Raw genomic sequence first — 24,970 nt, 5'->3', positions numbered from 1 at the left:
TATCAGAGTGAAGCAGATTCTCTTAGATTTGTTATTCGTTCTCTTTGTCCGGGTCAGCCTCTTCCTCACTGATCAAGCCGGCAAACAAGGCATGTACAAACTGGGTGGAGTCAAAGGCCTGCAGATCGTCCATCTTCTCGCCAAGCCCGACCAGCTTCACCGGCAGGTTCATTTCCTGGCGGATGGCCACAACGATACCGCCCTTAGCTGTGCCGTCCAGCTTGGTCAGCACCAGACCGGTGACTCCGCTTTTTTCACCAAACAGCTTGGCCTGGCTGAGCGCATTCTGTCCGGTTGTCGCATCAAGCACCATCAGTACTTCGTGCGGAGCACTTGGAATCTCACGCTGGATAACCCGGAAAATCTTGTTCAGCTCTTCCATCAGGTTCGATTTGTTCTGCAGACGGCCGGCCGTATCACAGATCAGCACATCGACATTCCGCTGCTTGGCAGCCTGCACGGCATCGAACATAACCGCCGCCGGATCTGATCCCGCCTGCTGCTTGATTACGTCCACTCCGGCACGCTGGCCCCACACCTCAAGCTGCTCAATGGCTCCGGCGCGGAATGTATCGCCTGCTGCCAGGAGAACCTTCTTGCCCTCTTGCTTGTAACGGTGGGCCAGCTTGCCGATCGTTGTTGTTTTGCCGACACCGTTAACGCCGACAAACAGGATCACGGTGATGCCGTCCGGATTTTCATTAAGGCTGTTGTCATCATCACCGCGCAGCAGCTCCATCAGCTTACGTGAGAGGATCGGCTGCAGCTCCGCTGCATCCTCAATCCGCTTTTGCTTAACCTCTGCACGCAGCTCTTCTACAAGTGTCATTACCGTGTTAACACCTACATCCGCACCGATCAGAATCTCTTCGAGCTCTTCATAGAACTCCTCATCAATCTTTTTACGGCGGATGATCAGGTCAGAGACCTTCTCGACGAAGCCCTTACGTGTTTTCTCCAGCCCGTCGCGGAAGCTTTTTGTTACACTTTCTGTTTTGCCGGAAATACTGTCCTTCAGTTTCTTAAAAAAGCTCATTATGGTCCCCCTCAATTACGGGATTAGCCTTGACAGAATTTCCAGCCGTCACTTTTCCCTTTGTTGTTGTCAATTTACTATGCAATAATCGCTTCTTCATCCTCCAGCTTCACGGAGACGAGCTTGGATACGCCGCCCTCCTCCATCGTGACGCCGTAGAGCACATCTGCTTCCTCCATTGTGCCCTTGCGGTGGGTTACGACGATGAACTGGGTCTGCTCCGAGAACTCACGCAGGTACTGGGCGAAGCGGACGACGTTGGCTTCATCCAGCGCCGCCTCGACCTCATCGAGCACGCAGAACGGAACCGGCTTAACCTGCAAAATGGCAAACAGGAGAGCCATCGCCGTCAGCGCGCGCTCACCGCCGGAGAGGAGCTGCAGGTTCTGCAGCTTTTTGCCGGGCGGCTGGGCTACGATATCAATGCCGGTCTCCAGCATATTCTCCGGGTTCAGCAGCTGCAGATCGGCCCGGCCGCCGCCGAACAGCTTCGAGAACACCGTTCCGAATTCCCGGCGGATGGCATCAAAGGTCTGTTTGAAGCGTTTGGACATTTCCTCTTCCATCTCATGTATCACATGATACAGCGTTGTCTTAGCCTCTACCAGATCATCCTTCTGGCTGCTGAGGAAGGTATAACGCTCATGCACACGCTGATATTCCTCAATGGCTCCCAGACTGACTTCTCCGAGGGCAGAAATACTGCGCTTCAGCCGCTGTACTTCCATCTGGGCTGCCGGAACATCCTCAGGAACCGGGTAACGCTGCTTAGCCAGCTCATAACTCAGCTCATAATCCTCACTCAGCTTGCGCAGTATGTTGTCCAGCTCCACATCAAGCCGGCCGACCGACACCTCGGTCGTGCGGAGCTTGTCCTCCACAGCGCGGAGCGCCTGCCGCTGATCTTTGGTCTCGCCTTCAGCCAGCTCCAGCTTGCGGGTCAGGACTGCACGGTCTGCACGGGCAAGATCAAGCGCTGCCGCACTTTCGTCCCGCTTCAGCCGGTAGCTGTTCAGGTTCTCCTGCTGCTTCACCGCTTCACGGACATTCTCTTCCAGATCCTGCTCAATCGTCATAAGGAGGCTGCGGCTCTGCTTCAGCTCTTTATCCTGGGATCCGGCATCCTGGCGCATCCGGCGCAGCTGCTCCTCCAGTGAGAAAATCTCCTGGTCCAGCTTGCCTTCTGACACCTTCATACCGGTCAGCTTGCCCTGAAGCTCTTCCTTGGCGGATTCGCTCGCTTTACGCTCAGACTCGGCATTTCGGATCGCTTCATGGGCAGCCTTTTCCTCCTGCTCCAGGCGGGCAAGCTCAGTTACCGCCTGTACCCGGCTTTCCTCCAGTCCCTTGACCTCTGCCTCGAAGCCGCTGCGCTCTGCACCGGCACCTTCTACCTGCTCCTGCACATGGCGCAGCTCCTGCTCCAGCTGTTTCAGGTCGCCGGCTACGCGCTGCTCTTCCAGCCGTTTCTCGTCACCGTCGTGACGCAGCTGCTCCAGCTTACGCGAGGCATTCTCCTGCTCATCCCTGAGCCGGCCGATGCCCTGCTTCAGCTTGGCGATCTGGCGCTCACTTTCTTCAATCCCGCTGAACAGCTGGTCCAGCTGCCGCTTGCGGCTCAGCAGACTGTTATTTTTTTTGTGCTGGCTCCCCCCGGTCATTGAACCCCCGGCGTTCACAACATCGCCTTCAAGCGTTACAACCCTGTAGCGGTACTGGCATCTGGCGGCAATCTTGTTAGCCTGCTCCAGATTCTCCGCAATGACCACATTACCCAGCAGACTGCCTATAATGCTGCTGTATTTGTCTTCAAATCCCACCAGCTCAGAGCCGATACCGACAAATCCTTCAGCACCCTCTACCATGCTGCGGTCACTTCCGGTTATCTGGCGCGGACGGATAACATCCAGCGGCAGAAAAGTCGCCCGGCCTAATTGGCGCTGCTTCAGAAAGGCTATCGCCTGACGGGAGACTGCTTCATTGTCCATAACGACGTGCTGAAGCGAAGCGCCAAGCGCTGTTTCCACGGCCATTTCCAGGCGCTCCGGCACAGAAATCAGCTCAGCGACCGCACCGTGCACACCATTCAGCTGTCCTTTACGGGCCCCCTTCAGCACTTCCTTGACTCCGAGCATAAAGCCGTCGAAGTCATCCTGCATCTCCTTCATCGTCTCATGCCTGGACACCTGCGCTTCGCGCTTCTGCTCCCATTTACGAAGTCCTGACTGCGTCTCTTCAATCAGCTTATGCCGTTTGTTGGTCTGCTCACTCTCGGTAATATAGCTATTCCGCAGATTCCCGATCTCCTTGCCGAGTGCGGTAATCCGGTCCTTAAGCGTCTTCTGTGAAACGGACAGCTCCTCCAGCCGGGCAGTCCATTTGCCGCTTTCTTCAGCGCTGCGGCTCATCCGCCGCTCCAGACTTTCCTTCTGCTGGTCCGCATAACGGATCTCATTCCTGGCCTGGGCCATCAGATTCATCAGCTCAAGCAAAGCACTCTTCAGCTGCTCTTCCTTGCTCTGGCTGATACCGACGGCAACGCCCTCCAGCCGGGTCTCTTCAGCGGAAAGCTGACTGCGTAAGTCCTCAAGCGCCTGACGGGCCTTCTCCAGCTTCAGCTCCAGCTCAGCCAGCTCCCGCTGCCGGTCTGCAGAGCGTTCACCAACAGACCCAAGATTAGCCATCAGCTGCTCCCGGTTGGCTTCAAGGTTTTTTTTTCGTTCCTTCAGGACTTCACCATAGCCCTCATTCTTCTCATACGCCTCACTGTAGCGGAGCAGCTGCTCCTGCAGCTTCTCTACCAGCTCTTCCAGTGAGCGCAGCTCAGCACGTCCGCTTTCAAGCTTGGCATCATGGGCGGATACAACGGTCGATAGCTCCAGCTGTTCCTTGCCCAGTACCTCAAGACGTGCATTGCCTTCCTTCCATGCGGTATGAATCCCTTCGATCTGATGAACGTAGACCGAAATTTCCAGCTGCTTCAGCTGCTCACGCAGCTCTTTATACCGGATCGCCTTCTCAGACTGCTCCTTCAGCGGACCGATCTGATCCTCCAGCTCGCTGAGCAGATCGTGAATGCGCAGCAGATTCTGCTCCGTATCGTCCAGCTTGCGTCCGGCTTCCTTTTTGCGCGATTTATATTTAACAATACCGGATGCTTCTTCAAATATCCCCCGCCGGTCCTCGGAACGGGTGCTTAAAATTTCCTCAATCCGACCCTGCCCGATAATGGAATAAGCCTCACGGCCGATACCGGTATCCATGAACAGCTCTGTGATGTCCTTCAGCCGGCAGGATTGCTTGTTGATCAGATATTCACTGTCTCCGCTGCGGTGTACCCTCCGGGTTACAGTTACTTCACTGAAATCCAGCGGCAGCACATGATCCTCATTATCCAGAGTAAGCGAAACCTCGCCATAGTTCACTGCTTTCCGCGCATCACTGCCCGCGAAGATAATATCCTCCATCTTGCCGCCGCGCAGCGACTTGGCGCTCTGTTCACCAAGCACCCAGCGGATACCGTCAGAAATATTACTTTTGCCGCTGCCATTCGGCCCTACTACAGCCGTAATGCCGCGCACGAATTCCATTTCTGTTTTGTCGGCAAAAGATTTAAAGCCAGCCAATTCAATCCGTTTCAAAAACATAACTCGCCTATCACCTCTGAACTATTATAACATAGCGTTCTCGAAATAACCCCACAAAGTGGCTCTCTCCATCGATGCTGAATCAGGTACTTTGCGGGGACCCTGAGACGAAAAAGAGCAGCAAAAGTCTGACCTCCGCCTTAACGCCGGCATTCAGACCATTGCTGCTCTCCTCCGCTAATTGCCTCGGGTAGCCTCAGCTTGTACATTTACAATTGCAATTGCTGTATTCAAGCGCCATCTTCCTTCAGCCGCAAAAGTGCTGCTGCTGCAGCCTGCTGTTCCGCTTCCTTCTTGGAACGGCCGTTACCTCTGCCAAGTGATTGGCTGGACATGTAGACCTCAGACACAAATTCACGCTCATGCGCCGGTCCCCGCTCTTCAATAATCCGGTATTCCAGCGTACCTAATCCGTGGTGCTGGATCAGCTCCTGAAGCTCAGTCTTGAAATCGCTCATCTGCATTTGCAGCTTGCCGTCTGTCTCCACCAGCGGAAATACGTGATTATCCAGAAAGCGGCGTACAGTCTCCAGCCCCTGATCAAGATAGAGCGCTCCCACGAAGGATTCAAACACATCAGCCAGCAAGGCCGGGCGGGTTCGCCCGCCCGTAAGCTCTTCCCCTTTGCCCAGCAATACAAACCGCCCGAAGCCGAGACTTTCGGCAAACTTGACCAGTGAAGGCTCACATACGATTGCTGCTCTCAGCTTGGTCAGCTCACCTTCCGGCCTGTCGGGCAGCAGGTTGTACAAATATTCAGAAACCGTCAGCTCCAGCACAGCATCGCCCAGAAATTCCAGACGCTCATTATCCTGATGCTGGTTGAACCGGTGTTCGTTCACATAAGATGCATGGGTAAAGGCCTGCTTCAGAAGTACAGGATCGTGAAATTGGATTTGAAGTTGGCTCTGTAACTGCTTCAGGTCTCCTTTCACTGCACTGTTCTCCCCTTACTGTTTATATTTTTTGAGAATAACGGTAGCGTTATGTCCTCCAAATCCGAATGAGTTGGACATAACAATGTTAAGATCGGCATCACGCGGTACATTCGGAACATAATCCAGATCACATTCCGGGTCCTGATTGTCCAGGTTAATTGTAGGCGCAATTCTGTTCTTCTGCAGGGAAAGCCCGCAGATGATCGCTTCAACACCGCCGGCTGCACCAAGCAAATGGCCGGTCATCGACTTTGTCGAGCTGATAGCTACCTTATAAGCGTGGTCTCCAAGCGCCTTCTTCACGGCAGTCGTTTCCGACTTGTCGCCGGCAGGCGTGGAGGTTCCGTGCGCATTGATGTAATCAATATCTTCCGGATTAATTCCGGCATCACGGATCGCCATCTTTATGCAGCGTGCTGCGCCGTCAGGGTCCGGATCAGTCATGTGATGTGCGTCCGCACTCAGGCCGTAACCGATCACCTCGGCATAGATCTTTGCCCCGCGCTTCTCGGCATGCTCCAGTGATTCCAGAATCAGAATACCGGCCCCTTCACCCATAACGAAACCGTCACGGTCAACATCAAACGGGCGGCTTGCCTTTTCAGGCTCATCATTACGCGTTGACATGGCTCTCATCGCACAGAAGCCGGCCATACCTGTAGGACGGATTGTCGCTTCCGAACCGCCGCAGATCATTGCATCCGCATCACCGCGCTGGATCAGACGGAAGGATTCTCCAATGGAGTGGCTTCCTGTCGCACAGGCAGTAACAGTAGTAGTGTTAGGTCCTTTGGCGCCGAGGTTAATCGACAGCTGGCCGGAGCCCATATTGGCGATCATCATCGGGATGAAGAACGGACTCACTCGCTTCGGCCCCTTTTCGAGCAGCAGGTTGTGATTGTCCTCCCATGTTCCCAGTCCGCCAATACCGGAGCCGACTGATACGCCGATCCGTTCTGCATCAATATCTTCACCGATCTTAAGTCCGCTGTCTTTCAGCGCTTCCTCACCGGCGGCTACTGCAAACTGCACAAAACGGTCCATCTTGCGGGCTTCCTTGCGGCCAAAACGCTCCTCCGCATCAAAATCCTTAACCGAAGCTGCAATTTTCGTAGTGTAATCACTGACATCAAAGGCATCAACTGTAGAAACTCCGGATTTGCCGCTCATCAGGCTCTCCCAGAAGGTATCCAGATCCTTGCCCAGGGACGTTATTACGCCCATTCCTGTAATAACCACTCTATGACTCAAACGCAATCACCCCATCTGTAAGCTGTATACTTCATTTGTTATGAAGCTGTGCTTTCTGAACTCTATATATAAACTTCAGTACCGCCAAGGCTTTCTGCCTGCGGTTCTGTTATTTTCCCCATATTAAGAAGGCCAACGGCCTGTTGTAATGCTGTATACGTGTAAAATGAGGAGAAGTCCCGCCCCCCTGGGGACGGGACCCTCAATCATATGACTCTAGGTATGAGATTGTATGTACTTCACAACTTCACCCACGGTCGTAATCTTCTCTGCATCTTCATCAGAGATTTCCATATCGAATTCATCTTCCAATTCCATAACCAATTCTACTACATCAAGAGAATCAGCACCCAAATCATCTTTGAAAGACGCTTCTAATGTTACCTCTGCTTCATCGGCACCTAAGCGGTCGATGACAATGCGTTTTACACGCTCCAATACATCGGACATCCGGTTCACCTCCTCTTTTGGTATTATACGAGATATGAAGTCAAAATACCATAGAGCATAAAAAACGCTTTCCGGCTGCCTCTTCCCGTTCCCTCCATAGCTGTTCAAAGCTTGATTTAGCCTTACATGTACATGCCGCCGTCCACGTGAAGTGTCTGGCCTGTCATATAAGCTGCCCCTTGCGAGACCAAAAATACAGCCGTGTTAGCAATGTCCTCCGGCCGACCGAGCTGGGCAAGGGGAATCCCCTTCACCAGCTCGCTGCGGACTTCATCGGACAGCTCACGGGTCATATCAGTATCAATGAACCCCGGTGCAATACAGTTCACCGTAATTCCGCGGGAAGCCAGCTCCCGTGCCGCTGATTTGGTCATCCCGATTACTCCCGCCTTGGCGGCGGTATAGTTGATCTGACCCGGATTACCTGTTACACCCACTACAGAAGAAATATTGATGATCCGGCCGTAGCGCTGTTTCATCATAGGGCGGGTAACAGCCTTCAGGCAGTTGAACACACCTTTGAGATTTGTCTCAATGACCTGATCGAACTCTTCTTCCTTCATGCGCATAATCAGGTTATCCCGGGTAATTCCGGCATTGTTGACCAGAATGTCGATTCTGCCCCAGGTGTTGATTACCTCCTTGACAAGGTTCTCTGCCTGTTCACTGCTGCCGACATTCCCCTTAAGGGCAATGCCCTCAGAGCCCAGCTCGGCAATACGCGCAACTGTCTCCTGGGCTGCAGCTTCACTGCCGGAATAGTTAACGGCTACCTTAACGCCCTGCTCTGCGAGAGCAAGTGCAATACTGCGGCCGATTCCGCGTGATCCGCCGGTAACCAGAGCCGTCTGGCCTTTTAATGCTGAGAACATTGTATATCCCCTTTCCATCATATGACCGGTAATATGTCCAGGCAGCTACAGCTCAGCCTGAACGCTTTCCAGACTGTTAATACCGACAACCTTGACCGTTTTGTCGATTTTGCGGATCAGCCCGGCCAATACGCTGCCGGAGCCAATCTCAATAAAGGTATCTACACCAGCTGCAATCAGCCATTCCACGCTGTCCTGCCAGAGTACAGGTGTATATACCTGCTGCACCAGCAGCTCCCGGATTTCTTCCGGATTACTTACCGGCTGGGCAGTGACATTAACAATCACCGGCACAGCCGGAGCATTAAAGGTTACACGCGCAAGCTCTGCGGACAGGCGCTCAGCAGCTGCTTTCATCATTGACGAATGAAACGGTCCGCTGACCTCCAGCGGAATTGCCCGTTTGCCGCCGGCTTCCTTAACCCGCTCCACTACAGCTGCAACACCAGTCTGTGAGCCGGAGACTACAATCTGGCCGGGGCAGTTGACGTTAGCAAGTTCTACTACATTGCCTTTTTCAGAGATACTGCGGCACAATTCAGCAAGTGCCCCGCGCTCTGCACCCAGCACAGCAGCCATTGCGCCTTGTCCGCCCGGCACCGCTTCTTCCATGAAGCGTCCGCGCAGCCGTACCAGCTGCACAGCATCCTCATAGGAAAGTACGCCTGCGGCTACAAGCGCGCTGTACTCACCCAGACTATGACCGGCAACAAAATCAGGCTTGATGTTTCTATCGCTAAGCGCTGCAAGATAGGCCACACTAGTTGTTAGAAGTGCAGGCTGGGTGTTCACCGTCTGCTTAAGCTCGCTGTCAGGTCCTTCGAACACAAGGTGGCTCAGGTCAAATCCGAGTGCCTTATTACCTTGTTCAAACACCGCACGGCTCTGCGGCACTGCGTCATAAATATCCTTACCCATCCCGACAGCCTGCGCACCCTGTCCGGGAAAGACAAATGCAATTTTACCCATTGTAGAAACTCCTTCAAGTACCTGTGTATAAGCGGATCAGCCAACTGATACACAGGATTCATTATTCGTTTACCAGATCAATACGGAAGCGCCCCAGGTAAGTCCGCCGCCAAAGCCGACCATAAGTACCGTGTCGCCTTCCTTCATCCGACCTTCCTCTGCCGCTTCCACCAGCGCGAGCGGTATAGAAGCTGCGGAAGTATTAGCGTAACGGTCTACATTAATCACGCATTTTTCTTCGGGCAGATCAAGACGCTGCATGGCTGACTGAATGATCCGGATGTTCGCCTGATGCGGTACAAACAGATCAATATTTTCCTTAGTCAGTCCTGCTTTGGTGAGCACGCGTTCTGTAGCTGTACCCATCACCCGTACTGCAAATTTGAATACCTCACGGCCGTTCATGTAAATATAATGCTTCTTGTCTTCAATCGTCTGGTTAGAGGCCGGCAGGCGCGAGCCCCCTGCTTCCAGCTTCAGCAGGCTTCCGCCCGCCCCTTCTGCGCCCAGGTCAAACGACTGGAATCCGCGTCCTTCCGGAACCTCACCTATAATTACGGCGCCAGCCCCGTCTCCGAACAACACACAGGTATTACGGTCTGTGTAGTCGGTAATGCGGGAAAGCGTATCCGCCCCGATAACAAGCGCATTATTATACATTCCTGTCTTGATGAAGCTTGTTGCTGTTGCCAGACTGTAGACAAAACCCGAGCATGCAGCCGACAAGTCAAACGCCGCTGCACCTTTTGCTCCCAGCTTATCCTGCAGGATGCAGGCAGTGGAAGGGAACGAGGTGTCAGGTGTTATGGTCGCAACAATAATGAGGTCAAGATCCTCTGCCTTCATCCCGGCGGATGCCAGCGCCTTCAGTGCAGCCTCATAAGCCAGGTCCGAGGTCGCCTCATGCGGTGCCGCAATATGCCGCTCACGGATGCCTGTACGGCTGACAATCCATTCATCATTGGTTTCTACGATCTTTTCAAGATCGCTGTTAGTCAATATTTTCTCAGGCACATATTTCCCTGTACCGATAACCCCTACCGAACGCATCTGATTCATTTCGTCACTCACTTCCCGCTAATTTCCTTGGATATGCCGGGCACAAGCCCTGCCTGCAGTGCGATCCGCGCCTGTCTGACCGCATTCTTGACCGCATTGCCGTCCGATGAGCCGTGGCCCTTTACTACCAGGCCGCTGAGGCCCAGCAGCGGTGCGCCGCCATGCTCTTTATAATCCATTTTACCCTTGAGGCTTCTCAGCTCAGGCATCAGGATTGCTGCACCGAGCTTGGTTTTTAGAGACTTGCTGAACTGCTCCTTAAGCAGAGAGAACATTGCGCCTGCCGTTCCCTCCAGCGTCTTAAGCAGAATATTTCCGGCAAAGCCGTCGCAGACGAGAACATCACAGGCTCCTGTGAGCACATCGCGTGCTTCCACATTGCCGACAAAATGAATGCCCGGCTGTGCTTCCAGCAGCGGATATGCTTCCTTGGTCAGCTCATTGCCTTTACCGGGTTCTGTTCCGACATTCAAAAGACCTACCCGGGGCTTCGCAATCCCGTGCACCTTGCTGCGGTAGATGCTGCCCATCAGCGCGTACTGCGCCAGATGCTGCGGCTTTGCATCCATGTTCGCACCAAGGTCCAGAGCCAGCACGCCGACATCATCCAGGGTCGGAATCATCGGGGCGAGCGCGGGACGTTCAATACCGTTCATTCTTCCCACAACCAGCAGCCCGGTAGTCATCAGGGCCCCCGTATTTCCCGAAGAAATCATGGCATCTGCTTCGCCTTCACGTACCATCCGTCCGGCCACAACCATCGATGAATCCTTTTTGCGGCGGACCGCCTTCACAGGCTCCTCATCGGAGCTGATAACCTCGCCCGCATGACGCACCGTCAGGTTAGACGGCCTATTCTTTAGCAGCGGTGCGAGTCTGGCTTCGTCGCCGACCAGTACCAGCTGGGTATCGCTCCATTCTGCGGCCGCAGCTAACGCACCTTCCACATTACATTCAGGTGCATTATCTCCGCCCATCGCATCAATGGCGATCAGCATTGCCGTTTCCCCCTTCGCCTTATTCTTCAACTGCAGAGCGGTACACTACGAAATGTCCCTGGAACACTAATTCTTCCACGACATATGTAAACACGTCCACTTCGGCCTTTCCGCCCCGGCCGGCAAGTGAACGCACCTGCGCTTTGGCAATACATTTCTCTCCGAGCCGCACCATCCGCACAAAACGGATATCAGCAGACGCCGTCAGGGCAATCTCGTCATTGATAACGGCAACCGCCAGCGAATTGGCCTGGGCGAACACATAATGGCCGCGTGCAATTCCGTTCCGGGAGAAGACATGCTCCTCACGGATTTCAAATATGGAAATACCGCTCTTATCCAGCTGCAGATCGACAATGTCACCAACGATTTCATCTGGCGGCAATGAGCGGACCTGATCGTAGGAATGCTCCGCCATCAGCTTCATCCGTTCACGGAGCTCAGGGATTCCCAGCTCCAGCCTGTCCAGCCGGATGGTCTGGATGCTGACCTTTAGCTGCCGGGTCAGCTCCCGGTCGGTCACAAAAGGGTTGCCGTCTATAGTCTGAAGCAGCTTCTGCTGGCGCTCTTTCTTGGACATCCGCTCTATGGCGGCTCACCTCCTGGCATATGCTCCGGGTGTGAAGCGGCTGAGCCCTGCACAATAGCCGGGTTACCGCTCCAACAGTTAATATAAGTGATATTTGGCAAAATGCCTGTAGTATTCTTATATCTGATCAAAGCATCCGGCCGCGGAAGGCCGCTGTCATCATAACTTGTATGGTTAAAATTTCATTTTAGAACCAGGTACTAATATGTAGTATAATGCATCAGCCGTCAAAAATAAAGCATTGACATGAAAGTTACGTCAACAAGCTTGTACGCTCAGGCAGTGTTTGCTTCTTTTAATCCAAGTATAGTCTAATTTACACTAATTCCGTTCACACAGGAAATTGCACTAACAGCAGGCACGAATGATAATTCGGCCTTGACGGTTAACAGGCGCGTGCAGTTTTGGCCACAAAAAAATAGCACCCCACCCTAAGATGAAGTGCTATCTCTTATCACAAACTATTGTTTGATGATTTCTCTAGCTTTGTAAGTTCCGCAAACTTTGCATACGTGGTGAGCCAGTTTCAGCTCTCCGCATTGTTCACATTTCACCATACCCGGTACTGCCAATTTGAAGTGGGTGCGACGTTTGTCGCGGCGGGTCTTAGACGTTCTGCGTTGTGGTACTGCCATGATTATCAACCTCCGGAATTTGTTGTTGACCCGGTGTAACCCGGGATTTGTTCTTAATCATCTTGCTTGGTAAAGAATCCTTTCAACGCAGCAAGCCGGGGATCGACTACTGTGTTGTCGCAACTGCAGGTGCCTTCGTTCAAATTTTGTCCACATGTCTGACAAAGACCAAGACAGTCTGCCTTGCACAATACCGAATCCGGTAAGTGCAGTACGAAGTTTTCTTCCGCATAAGGAACAAGATCCACAATCTCGTCCGGGGCGTAGATGAGTTCGTCATCTTCGTCTTCAGGAAGAAGCGGCTGCTTAAGCCATTTGAAAGTCTCAGCAAAAGGAATGTTCAATTTGCTGTTAACCTCGCTGAGGCAACGTGCACATAACATGTCCACATTCCCTTCCAATGTTCCCACCACGTTCACACTATCGGTTCCCGCGGGCAGCGCTTTAAGGTTCACTGTAAGCGGTGCAACAGAAAGTATATCCTTCCGCCCTTTGACAAGCTCGCTGATATCCAGTGTTTCATGGATTAGCAGAGGCTCGTCGGCATTTGCCAATTTGCGAAAGTGAATCTTCATATTCATCACTCCAAACAAACAAAAATTATTATACCTAGAATTACCGAAGTTTGTCAACCATTATTCCTTTATATTGTTTCGATAACCGGGACAACTTATGATATAACTATTAGCCCAATATATCAAATACGATTTGGAGTGACACGAGCAGTGACTACAGTCGGCATAATCGCTGAATATAATCCTTTGCATAACGGCCATGTCCATCATTTTAATGAGGCCAAAAGACTGTCCGGTGCGGACACCTGCATCGTCGTGATGAGCGGCCCGTTCACCCAGCGCGGCGAGCCGGCGGCGGTGAGCAAGCAGGCCCGTACGGAAATGGCGCTGCATATGGGCGCCGATCTTGTGCTTGAGCTGCCCGCCGGCTATGCGCTGCAGCCGGCGGAATGGTTCGCCTTCGGAGCGGTTTCCCTGCTGGAAGCAACCGGAGTAGCGGACAGCCTGTGCTTCGGCTCCGAAGCCGGCAGTCTTGGCGGGCTGCTCGGACTGGCGGAGTTCCTGGCCGATGAGAGCAGCGAGCTGCAGGATGAGCTCCGCCGCCGCCTGGCGCTCGGAGCGAGCTTTCCGGCCGCCTTCAGCGCTGCTGCGGCGGCCGTCTGGTCCGGGACTCCCGGCGGACCGGGGAGTCCCCTAAAGGCCGAGGCGCTGCTGCGGCAGCCCAACAACAGCCTCGGCCTGCACTACCTGATCGCGCTGCGCCGGCTCGGCAGCGACATCAGGCCCCTCACCGTGCCGCGCACCGGCGCGGGGTTCCACGACCCGCTGCAGCGCGGGTCGTCCATTGCCAGCGCGACGGCAATCCGCCGGCTGCTGCAGGAGGGCGGTTCTCCGGCGGCATACATGCCGGAATATAGCATATCCATTCTGGAACGGGAGCATGCGGCAGGCAGGGGTCCGGTAAGTCTGGAGGACTTCAGCAGCCAGCTGCGTCACGTCCTTGTTACCCGGACACCGGACGAGCTGCGGCTGCTCCAGGACATGAATGAAGGGCTGGAGAACCGGCTGCTCAAGGTGCTTCCGCAGCTGGGACAGTTCACTGTCAGCGGACTCCTGGGAGCACTAAAAAGCAAGCGCTACACGCATACCCGCCTGCAGCGCCTGCTTGTGCACACCTTACTGAATCACAGCAAAGCAGAGCTGGCCCCGTCTGCGTTAGCCCAAGGACCCGGTTACATCCGGGTGCTCGGCTTCCGTGAGAGCGGACGCAGGCTGCTGAAGCAGATGAAGCAGACTGCTGCATGGCCTGTGGTCCTCTCCCCGGCACAGTTCAGCCATCCCGGACTTGAGCGTGATCTCCGGGCTGCTGCCGCATATGCCGGCGCCTTCACAGCCCCGCAGAACAAGGATCTCTATGCTGACTATCTCATGCCGCCGGTGATGCTGTAGCCGGCAGCTTCTCCATATACTCCAGCGCCTCATCCAGCGTTGACACAGGCACCAGCTTCATGGCGGTGCCTATCTGGTCTGCCTTTGCTTTGGCTTCGTCATAGTTTTTGACGGGAACAAAAAACACCTCTGCCCCCTCGCGGTCTGCAGCAACAATTTTATGTTTCACTCCGCCAATCGCACCAACGGTACCCTCTGCAGTAATGGTTCCCGTACCGGCTATCCGGTGACCTGCAGTCAGATCCCCCGGGGTCAGCTGGTTATAGATCTCCATCGTGAACATCAGCCCGGCTGACGGCCCGCCGACATCCGTGTCAGTAAAGCTGACTGCTTTGCCGGCAACCTTGGGCTCCACCTTCTGGACCGCCCCTATGACAACCCCGAACCCCGGCTTAACCGCACCGTTATCAGCATTTTTCACCTCAACCAGGGTGACTTCTTCCTTGATCTCCTTACCTCCGCGCTGTAGAACAGCCTCTACACGGTCGCCGATCTTTCTGGAAGACAGCAGCGCCGACAAAGCCTGCGGATCGGGGATATGCTGTCCCTCAACCGTAATAATCCGGTCTCCCGGACGGAACTGCCCCGGATTGCTTGTATCAGGAACAGAGAAGACATAGAGATAATCCACAACGTCCTCATAAGGGATATCTGCCGCATGATAAGCAGCCTGAACTGCGAACGACTGTGAGCTGTTCATATAGTAGACCTGCTCTGCCGCATATTCCTGCTCTGTTTTATCACCCAGCCGTGTCTCCTTCAGCACAACCTCACTATTCGAATTAAAAATAGAAGCAATCAGCAGGGCCACATTAGCATAGCTGGCTGATACCGTTGTCATCATGAAGGTGCCTTTTTCATCCTTGTCGGCGTTCTCCACCTTGATCATCGGCGCGACCTCAGAGGCTCTGCCAGGCTGGTACACAATATAAGGCGTATTCATAAAAACAGTAACATAGAGTATGACCACAAAAGTAAACAGGTAGGCGATTGTACGGAATCCTACCCGGCGTTTCTGTTGCCTCAATGACATTCCCTTCTTTCTTGGGGCTCTGTAACGGATCAGGCAGCCTGCCCACTGCTGCGCTTTCTCCTGCTGTGGCATGATGATTGTCTGCTGTGCATAAATTGATAACAGCCCGTAAGCCTTGTCTTAACCTATGAAGAGGTGATGCTTAAAATGAATAACGTTAAAATACGGAGAATGACCTCAGCTTCCGCACCTTTTCTGTCCGGGGCAGCAGCCATTCTGCTGGCAGCGGCGATTATCGCTGCTCCTGAATCCTCGTTCGCGGCTTCGCTGCAGGGCCTCAAGCTCTGGTGGACACTGATATTCCCGGCGCTGCTGCCTTTTCTGATCCTCTCGGAAATGCTGACTGCCTCAGGCTTCGTGCACGGGTTCGGCGTGCTGCTGGGACCGCTGATGACAAGGGTATTCCGGCTGCCCGGAGCCGCAGGCTGGACACTCGCCCTTGGTATGACAGCAGGATTTCCGGCAGGCGCCGGAGGCGTACAGCAGCTTCATAAGCAGGGCGGGATTTCGGACAAGGATGCCGGAAGACTCGCTTCACTGGCCCATTTTGCTAGCCCGGTCACGATAATTATCGTTGTCGGGGCGGCTTTTCTGCACAGTCCGTCCGCAGGGTATATTCTGCTTGCCATTCACTGGCTGTCGGGACTCGGCGCCGGCTTAACTTCCGTTTTGTTCACTGCCACAGGCAGCCGGGCTAACGGCCCCGTAAAGCTTCAGCAGGCTAAGCCGGGCTCACTCCCGTCAAGAGTCCGGCAAGCCGTAACAGAAGCCCGTGAACAGGACGGCCGCAGCTTCGGCAGGCTGCTGGGCGAATCCGTGTCAACCGCAGTGCAGAGCCTGATGGTCATCGGGGGATATATGATTATGTTCTCTGTTGTCATCAACATTATTGCGGTCCGGCTCCCGCATCTGTCTCCAGCCTTGGCTGCCGGTATCCTCGAGATCCATCTGGGTGCCAGTGCTGTGACTTCACAGGTTACAGAGCCGTTTTCTTTTGGCGCAATGGGTGTAACCAGCCTTGCTCTGCTCTCTGCATTGCTGGGATGGAGCGGAATTTGCGGACAGCTTCAGGCGTTAACCGCACTGAAACAGGCCAAGGCCCGTTTTCTCCCGTTTGCCGCCGGAAGGCTGCTGCACGGTTTCTACGCTTTTGGCCTGACCTTAATCATGTGGCAGCCGCTGCGGCATGTTGCTGCTTCCCTGCCGGCAATCAGCAGCATAGATCCGTCAGGCTCAGCAGATGCAGCCGCTCTGCCTGTAGTCTGGAACATGGTGCCCCAGCTCCTTAGCTTACAGGCCGTTATAATGCTGTTTTTGGCCGTATTATCCGGATTGATCGGTTTCTTAGCCTGGTTCAGGCGTCCAGCTGGCTGAATTTAAGCTTCATTGCCTGCTCGACTTCAGGAGTAACGAATTCCGATACATTGCCGCCAAAATGCGCCAGCTCCTTCACTACACTCGAACTGAGGTACGAATATTTCGGATTGGTCATCATGAAGATGGTTTCCACCTCAGGGTCCAGGCTGTGATTAATCGAAGCGGTCTGCAGCTCATATTCAAAATCGGTAACCGTACGGATACCGCGAACAATAACCTGGGCATTTTTTTGGCGGAGGTAATTCACCAGAAGATCCCTGAAGCTGTCTATCTCCACGTTAGGAAGATCCGCCGTTGCCTGCCGCAGCAGCTCAGTGCGCTCTTCCACGCTGAACATCGGCTTTTTACTGAGGTTATTAAGCACGGTAACAATCAGCCTGTCGAACTGTTTGGCAGCGCGCCGGATAATATCGATATGCCCCATCGTTACCGGATCAAAGCTCCCCGGATAGATGGCAACTCGTTCTTTTCTAATTTGCAGACTCATCGTTACCCTCCTCACTGCTCAAGCCGGCTTCTTCTGAAGCAGCTTCATACTGATAAATGGAGATTGCCGTCTCCCCGTATATAGCCTGCCGCGTCCGGAAAAAACCCGTAATTTCTTCGGTATAGGCGTAGCCTGACTCATGCTCCAGTACAATTACCGCATCCGGTTTCAGCAATCCTTTGCCGGCTAGAGTCAGCATCAGCTCATCCCCGTGCTTCAGCCGGTACGGCGGATCCAGGAACACAAGATCAAAAGCACGCCCCCGTTTCTCAAGCGCACCAATCGCTCTTCCCGCATCATTACGGTACACCTCCGCCTTATCCTCCAGCCTGGCCGCCTTCAGATTTGCACGGACTGTATCAATGCTTTTCTGCTCCATGTCCACAAACACGGCATGTTCCATTCCTCTGCTCAGCGCTTCAATCCCAAGACCACCGGTGCCTGCGAACAAATCCAGTGCAATACCGCCGTCAAAATAAGGGCCGATCATACTGAACAGTGCTTCCTTCACCTTGTCGGTCGTTGGACGCGTCCCGTTACCCGGCACACTCTTCAAGGGTCTCCCCTTGGCACTTCCCGATACAACTCTCACCGATTCACCTGCTCTATGTCTCTGTTTGTTATGCCGCATAGGGCATAAGTCCAAGCCTATAGTACCACAATTGCCAGGTTAAATAAAAAGATTGTCTGTCTCTGTCACTTTATAATGAAGCAGAAAAGTTTCTGCTGCTATGTATAGAACCATTCATTTCCGGACATCATGTAATTATCGACATCACAAAATGTCGTAGACAACCGCGGAGCAGGCTTACGTTTCCCCATAAGCTCTTCGTCCGGTTTCTCCTCTCCCATGAAAGGGCGCTCCGAAAGGGGCGCCCGATTTTTTTGTCTGAACCCTGATGTAAAAGGTCTTTCGGTTCGCGACTCGTGTCCATATGGTGTCAGAATCTTGTTATTGGGTGCCGATTGGGTGCCGTTTTTTAAACCGGTTCACCTTCTTTCTCTGAAAAGCAAATAGGCTTCTCTGTTATGAGCAGCCTGTATGCTTGGATTTATTCAATAGTTTATGCAGATGAAAAACAGTGTTATATATCTCTTTATATATTTCTTTAAGTTTCCTTTCTTTGGGGGCTAATTCTCTCCCTCAGCATTCATATACGCTGTATATTGTGTGTGAATACTCATAATGAATTGGCATGAAAAAGCCACCCGAGGTGGATGGCTGCTTCTGCAATTATATTTTTTGAAGATTTAAGAAAATACATGTTCTACTGCAACACCAGTTTTTTCATTGTCATCCGCTTTCTTAGCTTCATAATGAACTAGTGCTGAGAAATTGCAATAAGCTTCTGCTCTACCGTACCCGTCTGGAATAGCAGCAGCACTTGTACTGTAATTAATACCAATGACCTGCTCAACCTCAGACTCCAGAAAATAATTAATATTTTCTTCTAATGTTACCACGCTGTCTGCCGCGAACAACTTTACCTTTGTCATGAAATCACCTCCACAACCATAATTCGGCAAATGGGAGCAAACTCCTGCAAATTTCTTCCTGCCAAAGCCAGCCGTTTAAATCAAAGTATACAATAAGCCGGTCGATCTAAATGGTGCCGTTCGCTTTATCGTAGCCAGCCGAGGCCAGGAATACGGAATCAACGAGAATACTGTTATTCTCAAACTTAATTTTAAGCTCGAGCTATAGGTACCGCAGTGGTCGATTCCACTAAGGCGAGAATCGCTGATACCGGAGATGAGTATGATCTGGAAACAGAGAATTGCTTAGAGGACAGTATCATAATAGAGGCGACTGACGTCAACAAATCAGGCACCTTTACTCTTCCTGATATTACAATTGATGAAAGATGCTTCTAGTATTTTGCAGCTGATGTCGATTCAATTAAATACAACGCGCAGCAAGCTGGAGATGAATACAACAATGACGATGATTTACTTTATATTGTGGATCAAATCCTGAGCAATCCAGATTACCTACCAAACGCATAATAAAAAAACAAACCCGTCAGGCATAAGCCCGGCGGGTTATTTTAATAATCTTTACTCAGCAGAATATTCGTCAACACTAAAAGTTAGGATTTTATCAAAAATCACATAGTCTTTCCGACTGGTGAATGGCCCCTTATTATTATCATGCTTATCTATAGCATAAGATGCTGTACCTGAACCTGCCTGTTTGTTCTCATACCAAGCAATAAAAGCATTTACTTCTTGCATGCTTAAATCAAATTCTTTTTCCAGTCCAGTATTCATCGTTACAACCAAGATTGCACGATTTCCCGCTGGAATTTCCGGTGTTGGTGACGGCAATGGAGTTGGTGTTGGTTCTACAGTTGGTTCTGGAGTAGCAGTAATTTCCGGTGTTGGCTCTGCAGTGGGTGCAGATGTTGGTTCTGATAAAATATTATAAACGTTCATCTCAGCAAGTTTATATGTAATTGTGCTAGTCTGGTAAACTGATATTCTCGTTACACCAGTTATTGCTTCGGGAAAAAAATATATTTGATCTGTTCCAGCATTCGGCTGTAATGGAATACGTGACACCAATGTACCAGAACTGTTCCAATATGCCAAGTAAACAGGTCCGTTATCATAATTAGTAATATGCATTTTATATGCATTAATAGTCACTGCTTTTGGGAAATTATAAAAAATTGTATCTTCTACATTACCAGATCTTTCATAAGGCAGACTAAAAACAGTTGAAACATCATTATCTGTTACCTTTAATGTTGAGCCCAGTTCATTGGTAACGCTGGTCCCTGTTAACATTTTAACTCCATCCAATAACCCAACAGGTTGTTCTGCTGCTTTTGTTGCTCCTGGCATCAGGATAAAGAATAGTATGCACAAAACTAAAAATCCAGCTATTTTCTTCTTCAAAAAATCCATCTCCTTTAATATGTATGCATCAAGACTACACTAAAAAAAGGGGAACAAATAGTCTGTTATTCGACATTTATTTACAATAGACTTAAGAGTTAATAGAGGAAATATGCGGATCTTAATTTATGCAAAAGAGCCCGCCAACCAGTTAAGGTTGACGGGCTAGTTCTGCTCAAATTTCAAAACGTTGTCGCATCAAAACGACCCGGATAGTTTAATGGATTCAGGCATAAATTTCTCCACTAATCCAACCCTAGTCAATTAGGTGACCATTTGGAGCCGGTTCTTCCCGGTACCATCCGCCTGGTAAACAGTCCTCCAAGGCCCTTTCACAAACTTTTGCTAAATATGAGAATTATGTTATTTCATAACATCCGCATGTATTGTATTCTTAACCCTGCATACGATCTAGCAAATACTGCATCCGATGCAGATATGATGTAGGTGAATATTGTGACAGGCGTTTTTTCTATAACAGGTTTGTTTTTCAGCTTTGTTTTCTATTATTTGGCTCTGATCCGTTATGATTTCGGGTTCCCGGGCATGTTATTGAACGGCATAATCTTTGCCTTTTGCTTCGGACTGGTGGGCCACTCCTTCGATAAGGTGCGCAGACAGCTCCGCGCTGAGAGGTTAGACAATCAGATTTCCGGAAATATAGAATCGGCAGCGGCAGCAGAATCTGTTCCTTTTACATATCCACAGAGAACAGGGCCGTACGGCTTTGGCGGCTGGCTTATTTTATTTGCACTCGGAATGATCAGACAATTGTATCTGCACATCACAAGTGTTTACGACAACTATATAACACTTAGAATGGCAGACTTTCGGTTACTGGTTGATTCTTCTAACGACTATTACAGCCCTCTATGGCTGCCAACTGTATATTTCGAAACAATTATTGAAGCCTTAATCGCTGTATTCATTATAATTATGGTCTTCATGTGTATAAAACACAGAAAACAATTCAAATATCTCGCTATAGCTGTCATTATTGTTTCCGCAGTATTCACATACCTTGATCTTGCTCTCGTGTTGCGCATAACCAGCGGCTTTGCTGATGAGGTCTTCGAAGGAACAAACATCTACGAAGGTGTTTTAAAATCCACCCTCTATACGGTGGTATGGCTGCCTTATTTCCTCCTGTCGAAGCGGGTCAAGAATACATACACTAGCTGATCATTCCCAAAAACAAAAAAAGAACTACCAAAGCGGCAGCTCAATAAACGCAATATTCGGCTGCGAGATTTTGACGTCCTTGACGACTTCTTTATATCCCTTCTCCGACAGGAAGCACTTCTGCTCTATGCCCTTGCGGTTTTCTCCGAAATAGGCAACGTGGAAGGTTTTGTCCAGCTGAATGATATTTTTCACGTTAATCAGAGTATTGCGGTCTGCCAGTACAAAGTTATAGCCGGAGCTCTTGAGGGTGGTTACCCAATATTTCAGCGTCCCGACCGTGTAGAACACCTCGTCCTTCGTGTGGACCATGATCCGGTACAGGCTCTGTTCAAATTCCATGTAGGTGATTTCAGTGATGTCGAGTGCGGACAGTCCGGTGCTGCCCTTGGGATCACGGGTTACAGATATACTGCTCAATAGAACCAGCTCCAATGCTATTTCAGTAATTCTTCCGGAATCTCCGGCTGGTGGATGTAAAGTATACTCGGTACAGCATCTGCTACAAACGCAGCAACGGCAAACAGGACTGACGCCAGTTTATAGACGGCTTTGCGCTGAAATGTTCTCATGCTTTCGGCTCCCCTTTCTCCATGCAAGGATTAAGCTTAAGGACTGGGCCGTATAAGCGGCCGCAATAACCGGAGATGCAATAATGAAATTAACAGCTATGAGCACTGCGCCGATCCATTTAAGCCTGGACCAGTATTGACCCGGAATACGGGTCTGTTTGTCGATGCCTACAGGCGCAAGCAGCAGGACGAGCAGCAGGCTTAGTACGTTCATGAGATGGACACCGGGCTGCCCGGCCTGCACATAGGATAGAATGGTAAACAAAACCGTTGTAAACAGGATACACGCCATTCCGGACTTCAGATGTATACCGCCCGAGACCTGCCGCAATAATGCAAAGGCTATCAGGATCTGTACAGCTTCCGAAGTTCGTCCTGTTGCCAGCGAGATTAATAATGTCAAGCCGATTACAGATACTATATTGAGAATAACAGCAAGCGCAAATTTAAGAACAGCATGGGATGCCGGATGTTCCGGAACGATTTGTTTGATTCGGGCCGCGATCCATCCGGACATCTGTTCAAGCATCCTCTTGCTCCTTCTTAGTAGAGTAATACAGCAGAAACGCCGACATTACGAGGAAGAACACGATATTAACCAGCAGATTATTAAATAGCAGGAGCACCGAAATTGCCAGTAAAAAGACGACGATCAGCACCGTAAGCACAATATCCTCCAGCTTGAGCCTGAGCTTATCGAGATCAAACGTGAAGCCTTTGCCTTTGCGGTACAGCAGCCAGAAGCTTGCCACAATCACAATGGCGGTCGCTGTCTGCAGCAGATACCCCCTATACAGGTTCTCATTGACGGCAGTAAGTGATCCAAACAGGAGAAAGACCAGTGCCGTCTGCACCGCCGCAAAAATAACATACCCGGAAACCGTCGCTATAACCGACAAAACAACAGGCATCCGTACAACAGCAGCAAAAAACAAAATAAACACAATAATGGTAATCAGCGGTGAAACATTGTCCATGTTCAGCTCATTGCGCACCAGATAGCTTTGAAGATTATTGAGCAGAATGACGAACATCGCCGGCCATATATGCCCTTTCCATTTAAACCGGAATAAACACATGATTAAGTAATACAAAGCTAACCCTTCAACTGCTGAGAAAAACATGAATCCTGCAACTTCCCGCAACAACACATACACCGCCCGGCCTAAAAATCAATTAGTAACCATTTTAACTCTATAATATATCTTTAGACCTATATTCGTATAGATAAAATTTAAATTGGAATCCTTCTAATTTTTATTGTTATATTTGCTGATCCACCCTCCAATATCCGAAATGACCTGCTCATCCACAACCCCCGGCACATTGTATTCATCGGTTGTTCCAGCACCAGCCCCGTCATAATTCACAAAGAAATGGTTCAGACCGGAATACAGCTTGAACTCGGCTGCCTGATTATTGCTCAGCACCTCTTTCCACAGCAGATAATCCTTATCCGCATATACCTGAAAATCATCCGCCCCCTGCAGCACGAGTACCGGCTTGGTCAGTTTGCGGGCAAGCTCTGCCGTATCATGCTGCTGCATTTCCAGCAGATAATTCGCCGGCATCCCGAACACCGGCGGTGCCTGCTTCGCCTGCTCTGCGGTCAAGGAATCCAGCGCTTTAGCCTTTTGAGCCTCAGCATCAATAAGTGCAGCAGACTGGGCTTTAAGCGGATCACCTTCATTCATAGACCGGATTAACGCCATGTTCTGGTCATAGACGATTTCCCAAAGCTTACGCGGCGAGCCTGCCAGCAGAATCAGTCCGGCAAAATCGCCGCCAGCAGCGTCGATCCGCGGGGCCAGCATACCGCCCAGGCTATGTCCGGCGATGTATACCTGATCCGGATTCAAACGGTTGTCTTGTCTGAGCAGCTTGGCTGCCAGTACGGCATCCTCCACGGTTTCTTCTTTCACAGTCAGGCTTGCCGCCTTGTCGCCTGCATATTGATGTCCGTAAGTAAACGTCCGTTTGTCATAACGGAGGACTGCAATCCCCTGGCGGGCAAGTCCCCAGGCAAGATCACGGAATGCCTTGTAGCCCAGAGCCGTTTCGTCACGGTCAGCGGAGCCGGAGCCGTGCACCAGGACAACTGACGGAAGCGGACCCGATGCATGCTCCGGCAGAGTCAGCACACCTTCCAGCGGATAAGCAGTTCCGGCACCAACAACGGTCTCCTCTTCAATGAGTCCTGCCGGGAGCGAAAGCTCCGGTGCTGTTGATGCTGGTCCGAACAGAATACCGGCCAGGCGGCCGGAGCTGTCCACCTTCAGGTTCATGGTCAGCCGTCCTTCTGCAAACACAAGAGGTGCCTGAATGACAGTATAATCTGCTTCCTGAGTCGCTTTAACTGAATCCAGCCGGACAAAGGAACCGTGAGTACCCGTAAGCGTTTCCCAGAAGGCTTGCAGCTTTAATACCGGAAATGCCAGCTGGACGTCTTTGCTGAAGGTCTGCTGCCACAGCTCCATATACTTGCCGCCGCTAAGCAATACTGTAATGTTCTCAGCATACTTGTGCGGAGTAGTGACAGCGGCTTGGGCTGAGCCTGCATTGCTGGTTGTAATCAGCCCTAACACTCTGAAAAAGGAGACTGGAACATAAATCCGGCTGTTTCTCAGTTCCGGCTGAACGAAAATATCCTGCCCAGCCTCTCCATCCACGTAAACTGTTGTCTCATCAAGCTTTATAACAAAAGAATGGTTATTTCCATTGAGCTCCAGACTGTTCTGCCCTTTTATGTACTTGACCTCATAACCGAAAGCTTCTCCCAGAGGACGAACCGGAACCATGATTTCTGAACCGTGCAAGAAGGTGTCCATTCCCTCCGGAAGAATGAACGGCTCATTATTAAGGGTAATTCCTGCCCGAATATTAGCACCATGTGCCAAAGGCGTTACTCCTCCTGCCCCAAGCAGCAGCAGACCGCAGACCGATATCAACACAGCTTTTTTTCTCATAAACAACCTCTCCCTGCTTTGAATTTTATTCTTGTAATACGTTT

At 51.3% G+C, this 24,970-nt stretch carries 26 protein-coding genes; 3 read left to right on the top strand and 23 right to left on the bottom strand.

Translation table 11 applies throughout. The features are described 5' to 3' along the window. Positions 1–31 precede the first annotated feature (31 nt). From ftsY to BN3772_RS13440, 12 genes are all read right to left on the bottom strand, one after another. Positions 32–1,036: a signal recognition particle-docking protein FtsY gene (gene ftsY / locus BN3772_RS13495; protein ID WP_042199990.1), complete on the bottom strand. Its 1,005-nt coding sequence runs from the start codon at positions 1,034–1,036 to the stop codon at positions 32–34. A gap of 77 nt (positions 1,037–1,113) precedes the next feature. Then, positions 1,114–4,683: a chromosome segregation protein SMC gene (gene smc, locus BN3772_RS13490; RefSeq protein ID WP_042199989.1), complete on the bottom strand. Its 3,570-nt coding sequence runs from the start codon at positions 4,681–4,683 to the stop codon at positions 1,114–1,116. Positions 4,684–4,913: 230 nt separating this feature from the next. Further along, complete coding sequence (rnc, locus tag BN3772_RS13485) at positions 4,914–5,618, bottom strand: ribonuclease III (RefSeq protein ID WP_042176408.1); 705 nt, start codon at positions 5,616–5,618, stop codon at positions 4,914–4,916. A gap of 15 nt (positions 5,619–5,633) precedes the next feature. After that, positions 5,634–6,872 carry a beta-ketoacyl-ACP synthase II gene (fabF, locus tag BN3772_RS13480; RefSeq protein WP_081947615.1) on the bottom strand — a complete coding sequence of 413 codons (1,239 nt, stop codon included), beginning with the start codon at positions 6,870–6,872 and terminating at the stop codon, positions 5,634–5,636. Between the two features lie 216 nt (positions 6,873–7,088). Continuing rightward, positions 7,089–7,322 carry an acyl carrier protein gene (locus BN3772_RS13475; protein ID WP_019911228.1) on the bottom strand — a complete coding sequence of 78 codons (234 nt, stop codon included), beginning with the start codon at positions 7,320–7,322 and terminating at the stop codon, positions 7,089–7,091. Positions 7,323–7,444: 122 nt separating this feature from the next. Continuing rightward, a complete protein-coding gene (gene fabG / locus BN3772_RS13470; RefSeq protein ID WP_042176404.1) occupies positions 7,445–8,194 on the bottom strand; it encodes a 3-oxoacyl-[acyl-carrier-protein] reductase in 750 nt (249 codons plus the stop codon). A 45-nt stretch (positions 8,195–8,239) separates the two neighbouring features. Next, on the bottom strand, positions 8,240–9,163 hold the full coding sequence (gene fabD, locus BN3772_RS13465) for an ACP S-malonyltransferase (protein ID WP_042199988.1): 924 nt from the start codon (positions 9,161–9,163) through the stop codon (positions 8,240–8,242). Between the two features lie 69 nt (positions 9,164–9,232). Continuing rightward, positions 9,233–10,222, bottom strand: coding sequence for a beta-ketoacyl-ACP synthase III (locus BN3772_RS13460; protein WP_042200036.1), 990 nt, complete (start codon positions 10,220–10,222; stop codon positions 9,233–9,235). An 8-nt stretch (positions 10,223–10,230) separates the two neighbouring features. After that, on the bottom strand, positions 10,231–11,220 hold the full coding sequence (gene plsX, locus BN3772_RS13455; protein WP_042199987.1) for a phosphate acyltransferase PlsX: 990 nt from the start codon (positions 11,218–11,220) through the stop codon (positions 10,231–10,233). A gap of 19 nt (positions 11,221–11,239) precedes the next feature. Next, positions 11,240–11,800, bottom strand: coding sequence for a transcription factor FapR (gene fapR, locus BN3772_RS13450; protein ID WP_042199986.1), 561 nt, complete (start codon positions 11,798–11,800; stop codon positions 11,240–11,242). A gap of 470 nt (positions 11,801–12,270) precedes the next feature. Continuing rightward, a complete protein-coding gene (rpmF, locus tag BN3772_RS13445) occupies positions 12,271–12,444 on the bottom strand; it encodes a 50S ribosomal protein L32 (protein ID WP_026263995.1) in 174 nt (57 codons plus the stop codon). 53 nt (positions 12,445–12,497) lie between these two features. Continuing rightward, entirely contained in the window at positions 12,498–13,019 is a 522-nt protein-coding gene (locus tag BN3772_RS13440) for a YceD family protein (RefSeq protein WP_042176393.1), read from the bottom strand. Between the two features lie 150 nt (positions 13,020–13,169). On the opposite strand from BN3772_RS13440, the gene BN3772_RS13435 reads away from it, so the two are divergent. Then, a complete protein-coding gene (locus tag BN3772_RS13435) occupies positions 13,170–14,408 on the top strand; it encodes a tRNA(Met) cytidine acetate ligase (RefSeq protein WP_042199985.1) in 1,239 nt (412 codons plus the stop codon). On the opposite strand, the gene BN3772_RS13430 is transcribed toward BN3772_RS13435, so the two are convergent. Further along, positions 14,386–15,435: a SepM family pheromone-processing serine protease gene (locus BN3772_RS13430; RefSeq protein WP_042200035.1), complete on the bottom strand. Its 1,050-nt coding sequence runs from the start codon at positions 15,433–15,435 to the stop codon at positions 14,386–14,388. The genes BN3772_RS13435 and BN3772_RS13430 overlap by 23 nt on opposite strands. Positions 15,436–15,588: 153 nt before the next feature. Here BN3772_RS13430 and BN3772_RS13425 point away from each other — a divergent pair, with 153 nt between their 5' ends. Next, positions 15,589–16,815, top strand: coding sequence for a nucleoside recognition domain-containing protein (locus tag BN3772_RS13425; RefSeq protein ID WP_052380499.1), 1,227 nt, complete (start codon positions 15,589–15,591; stop codon positions 16,813–16,815). Here the strand turns inward: BN3772_RS13425 and coaD are convergent. The 5 genes from coaD to BN3772_RS31265 form a co-directional block, all read right to left on the bottom strand. Next, positions 16,796–17,305: a pantetheine-phosphate adenylyltransferase gene (gene coaD / locus BN3772_RS13420; protein ID WP_042176387.1), complete on the bottom strand. Its 510-nt coding sequence runs from the start codon at positions 17,303–17,305 to the stop codon at positions 16,796–16,798. The genes BN3772_RS13425 and coaD overlap by 20 nt on opposite strands. Continuing rightward, entirely contained in the window at positions 17,289–17,897 is a 609-nt protein-coding gene (gene rsmD / locus BN3772_RS13415; RefSeq protein WP_042199984.1) for a 16S rRNA (guanine(966)-N(2))-methyltransferase RsmD, read from the bottom strand. The genes coaD and rsmD overlap by 17 nt, the downstream gene beginning before the upstream one ends. Positions 17,898–18,034: 137 nt before the next feature. Beyond that, positions 18,035–18,157, bottom strand: coding sequence for a hypothetical protein (locus tag BN3772_RS31520; RefSeq protein ID WP_280114387.1), 123 nt, complete (start codon positions 18,155–18,157; stop codon positions 18,035–18,037). Between the two features lie 399 nt (positions 18,158–18,556). Continuing rightward, positions 18,557–18,802 (bottom strand): sporulation protein Cse60, encoded by a 246-nt coding sequence (locus BN3772_RS13410; protein WP_042199983.1) that lies wholly within the window; start codon positions 18,800–18,802, stop codon positions 18,557–18,559. A 561-nt stretch (positions 18,803–19,363) separates the two neighbouring features. Beyond that, positions 19,364–20,206, bottom strand: coding sequence for a hypothetical protein (locus tag BN3772_RS31265; protein WP_244444741.1), 843 nt, complete (start codon positions 20,204–20,206; stop codon positions 19,364–19,366). A gap of 447 nt (positions 20,207–20,653) precedes the next feature. Between BN3772_RS31265 and BN3772_RS13400 the strand changes: the two genes are divergently transcribed. Then, on the top strand, positions 20,654–21,388 hold the full coding sequence (locus BN3772_RS13400) for a DUF2569 family protein (RefSeq protein WP_157643594.1): 735 nt from the start codon (positions 20,654–20,656) through the stop codon (positions 21,386–21,388). 24 nt (positions 21,389–21,412) lie between these two features. Here BN3772_RS13400 and BN3772_RS13395 read toward each other — a convergent pair whose 3' ends face one another. The 5 genes from BN3772_RS13395 to BN3772_RS13375 form a co-directional block, all read right to left on the bottom strand. Continuing rightward, positions 21,413–21,808, bottom strand: a complete 396-nt coding sequence (locus BN3772_RS13395) for a LytTR family transcriptional regulator DNA-binding domain-containing protein (protein WP_042199981.1) — start codon at positions 21,806–21,808, stop codon at positions 21,413–21,415. 17 nt (positions 21,809–21,825) lie between these two features. After that, positions 21,826–21,960: an AgrD family cyclic lactone autoinducer peptide gene (locus BN3772_RS31720; RefSeq protein WP_086074564.1), complete on the bottom strand. Its 135-nt coding sequence runs from the start codon at positions 21,958–21,960 to the stop codon at positions 21,826–21,828. Then, positions 21,929–22,477 carry an accessory gene regulator B family protein gene (locus BN3772_RS13385; protein WP_244444740.1) on the bottom strand — a complete coding sequence of 183 codons (549 nt, stop codon included), beginning with the start codon at positions 22,475–22,477 and terminating at the stop codon, positions 21,929–21,931. The genes BN3772_RS31720 and BN3772_RS13385 overlap by 32 nt, the downstream gene beginning before the upstream one ends. 4 nt (positions 22,478–22,481) lie before the next feature. Then, positions 22,482–23,054 (bottom strand): hypothetical protein, encoded by a 573-nt coding sequence (locus BN3772_RS13380; protein ID WP_157643593.1) that lies wholly within the window; start codon positions 23,052–23,054, stop codon positions 22,482–22,484. 156 nt (positions 23,055–23,210) lie between these two features. After that, the gene (locus BN3772_RS13375) at positions 23,211–24,926 is read right to left on the bottom strand and encodes an alpha/beta fold hydrolase (protein ID WP_052380498.1); all 1,716 of its coding nucleotides are present in this window, start codon (positions 24,924–24,926) and stop codon (positions 23,211–23,213) included. Between the last annotated feature and the right edge of the window lie 44 nt (positions 24,927–24,970).

It is taken from the genome of Paenibacillus camerounensis (assembly GCF_000723885.1).
Taxonomy (GTDB): Bacteria; Bacillota; Bacilli; order Paenibacillales; family Paenibacillaceae; genus Paenibacillus_AQ; species Paenibacillus_AQ camerounensis.
This window is presented reverse-complemented; position numbering and strand designations above follow the sequence as displayed.

Excerpts from the sequence above, each read along its gene's own strand:
- BN3772_RS13385 (WP_244444740.1), bottom strand. The coding sequence starts at position 22,477 with ATGTCCGGATGGATCGCGGCCCGAATCAAACAAATCGTTCCGGAACAT.
- plsX (WP_042199987.1), bottom strand. The coding sequence starts at position 11,220 with ATGCTGATCGCCATTGATGCGATGGGCGGAGATAATGCACCTGAATGT.
- rpmF (WP_026263995.1), bottom strand. The coding sequence starts at position 12,444 with ATGGCAGTACCACAACGCAGAACGTCTAAGACCCGCCGCGACAAACGT.
- BN3772_RS31520 (WP_280114387.1), bottom strand. The coding sequence starts at position 18,157 with ATGGGAGAGGAGAAACCGGACGAAGAGCTTATGGGGAAACGTAAGCCT.
- BN3772_RS13440 (WP_042176393.1), bottom strand. The coding sequence starts at position 13,019 with ATGAAGATTCACTTTCGCAAATTGGCAAATGCCGACGAGCCTCTGCTA.
- BN3772_RS13375 (WP_052380498.1), bottom strand. The coding sequence starts at position 24,926 with ATGAGAAAAAAAGCTGTGTTGATATCGGTCTGCGGTCTGCTGCTGCTT.
- fabD (WP_042199988.1), bottom strand. The coding sequence starts at position 9,163 with ATGGGTAAAATTGCATTTGTCTTTCCCGGACAGGGTGCGCAGGCTGTC.
- smc (WP_042199989.1), bottom strand. The coding sequence starts at position 4,683 with ATGTTTTTGAAACGGATTGAATTGGCTGGCTTTAAATCTTTTGCCGAC.
- BN3772_RS13475 (WP_019911228.1), bottom strand. The coding sequence starts at position 7,322 with ATGTCCGATGTATTGGAGCGTGTAAAACGCATTGTCATCGACCGCTTA.
- BN3772_RS13410 (WP_042199983.1), bottom strand. The coding sequence starts at position 18,802 with ATGACAAAGGTAAAGTTGTTCGCGGCAGACAGCGTGGTAACATTAGAA.
- coaD (WP_042176387.1), bottom strand. The coding sequence starts at position 17,305 with ATGAGTCTGCAAATTAGAAAAGAACGAGTTGCCATCTATCCGGGGAGC.
- BN3772_RS13460 (WP_042200036.1), bottom strand. The coding sequence starts at position 10,222 with ATGAATCAGATGCGTTCGGTAGGGGTTATCGGTACAGGGAAATATGTG.
- fapR (WP_042199986.1), bottom strand. The coding sequence starts at position 11,800 with ATGTCCAAGAAAGAGCGCCAGCAGAAGCTGCTTCAGACTATAGACGGC.
- BN3772_RS13425 (WP_052380499.1), top strand. The coding sequence starts at position 15,589 with ATGAATAACGTTAAAATACGGAGAATGACCTCAGCTTCCGCACCTTTT.
- ftsY (WP_042199990.1), bottom strand. The coding sequence starts at position 1,036 with ATGAGCTTTTTTAAGAAACTGAAGGACAGTATTTCCGGCAAAACAGAA.
- fabG (WP_042176404.1), bottom strand. The coding sequence starts at position 8,194 with ATGTTCTCAGCATTAAAAGGCCAGACGGCTCTGGTTACCGGCGGATCA.
- BN3772_RS31720 (WP_086074564.1), bottom strand. The coding sequence starts at position 21,960 with ATGAGAACATTTCAGCGCAAAGCCGTCTATAAACTGGCGTCAGTCCTG.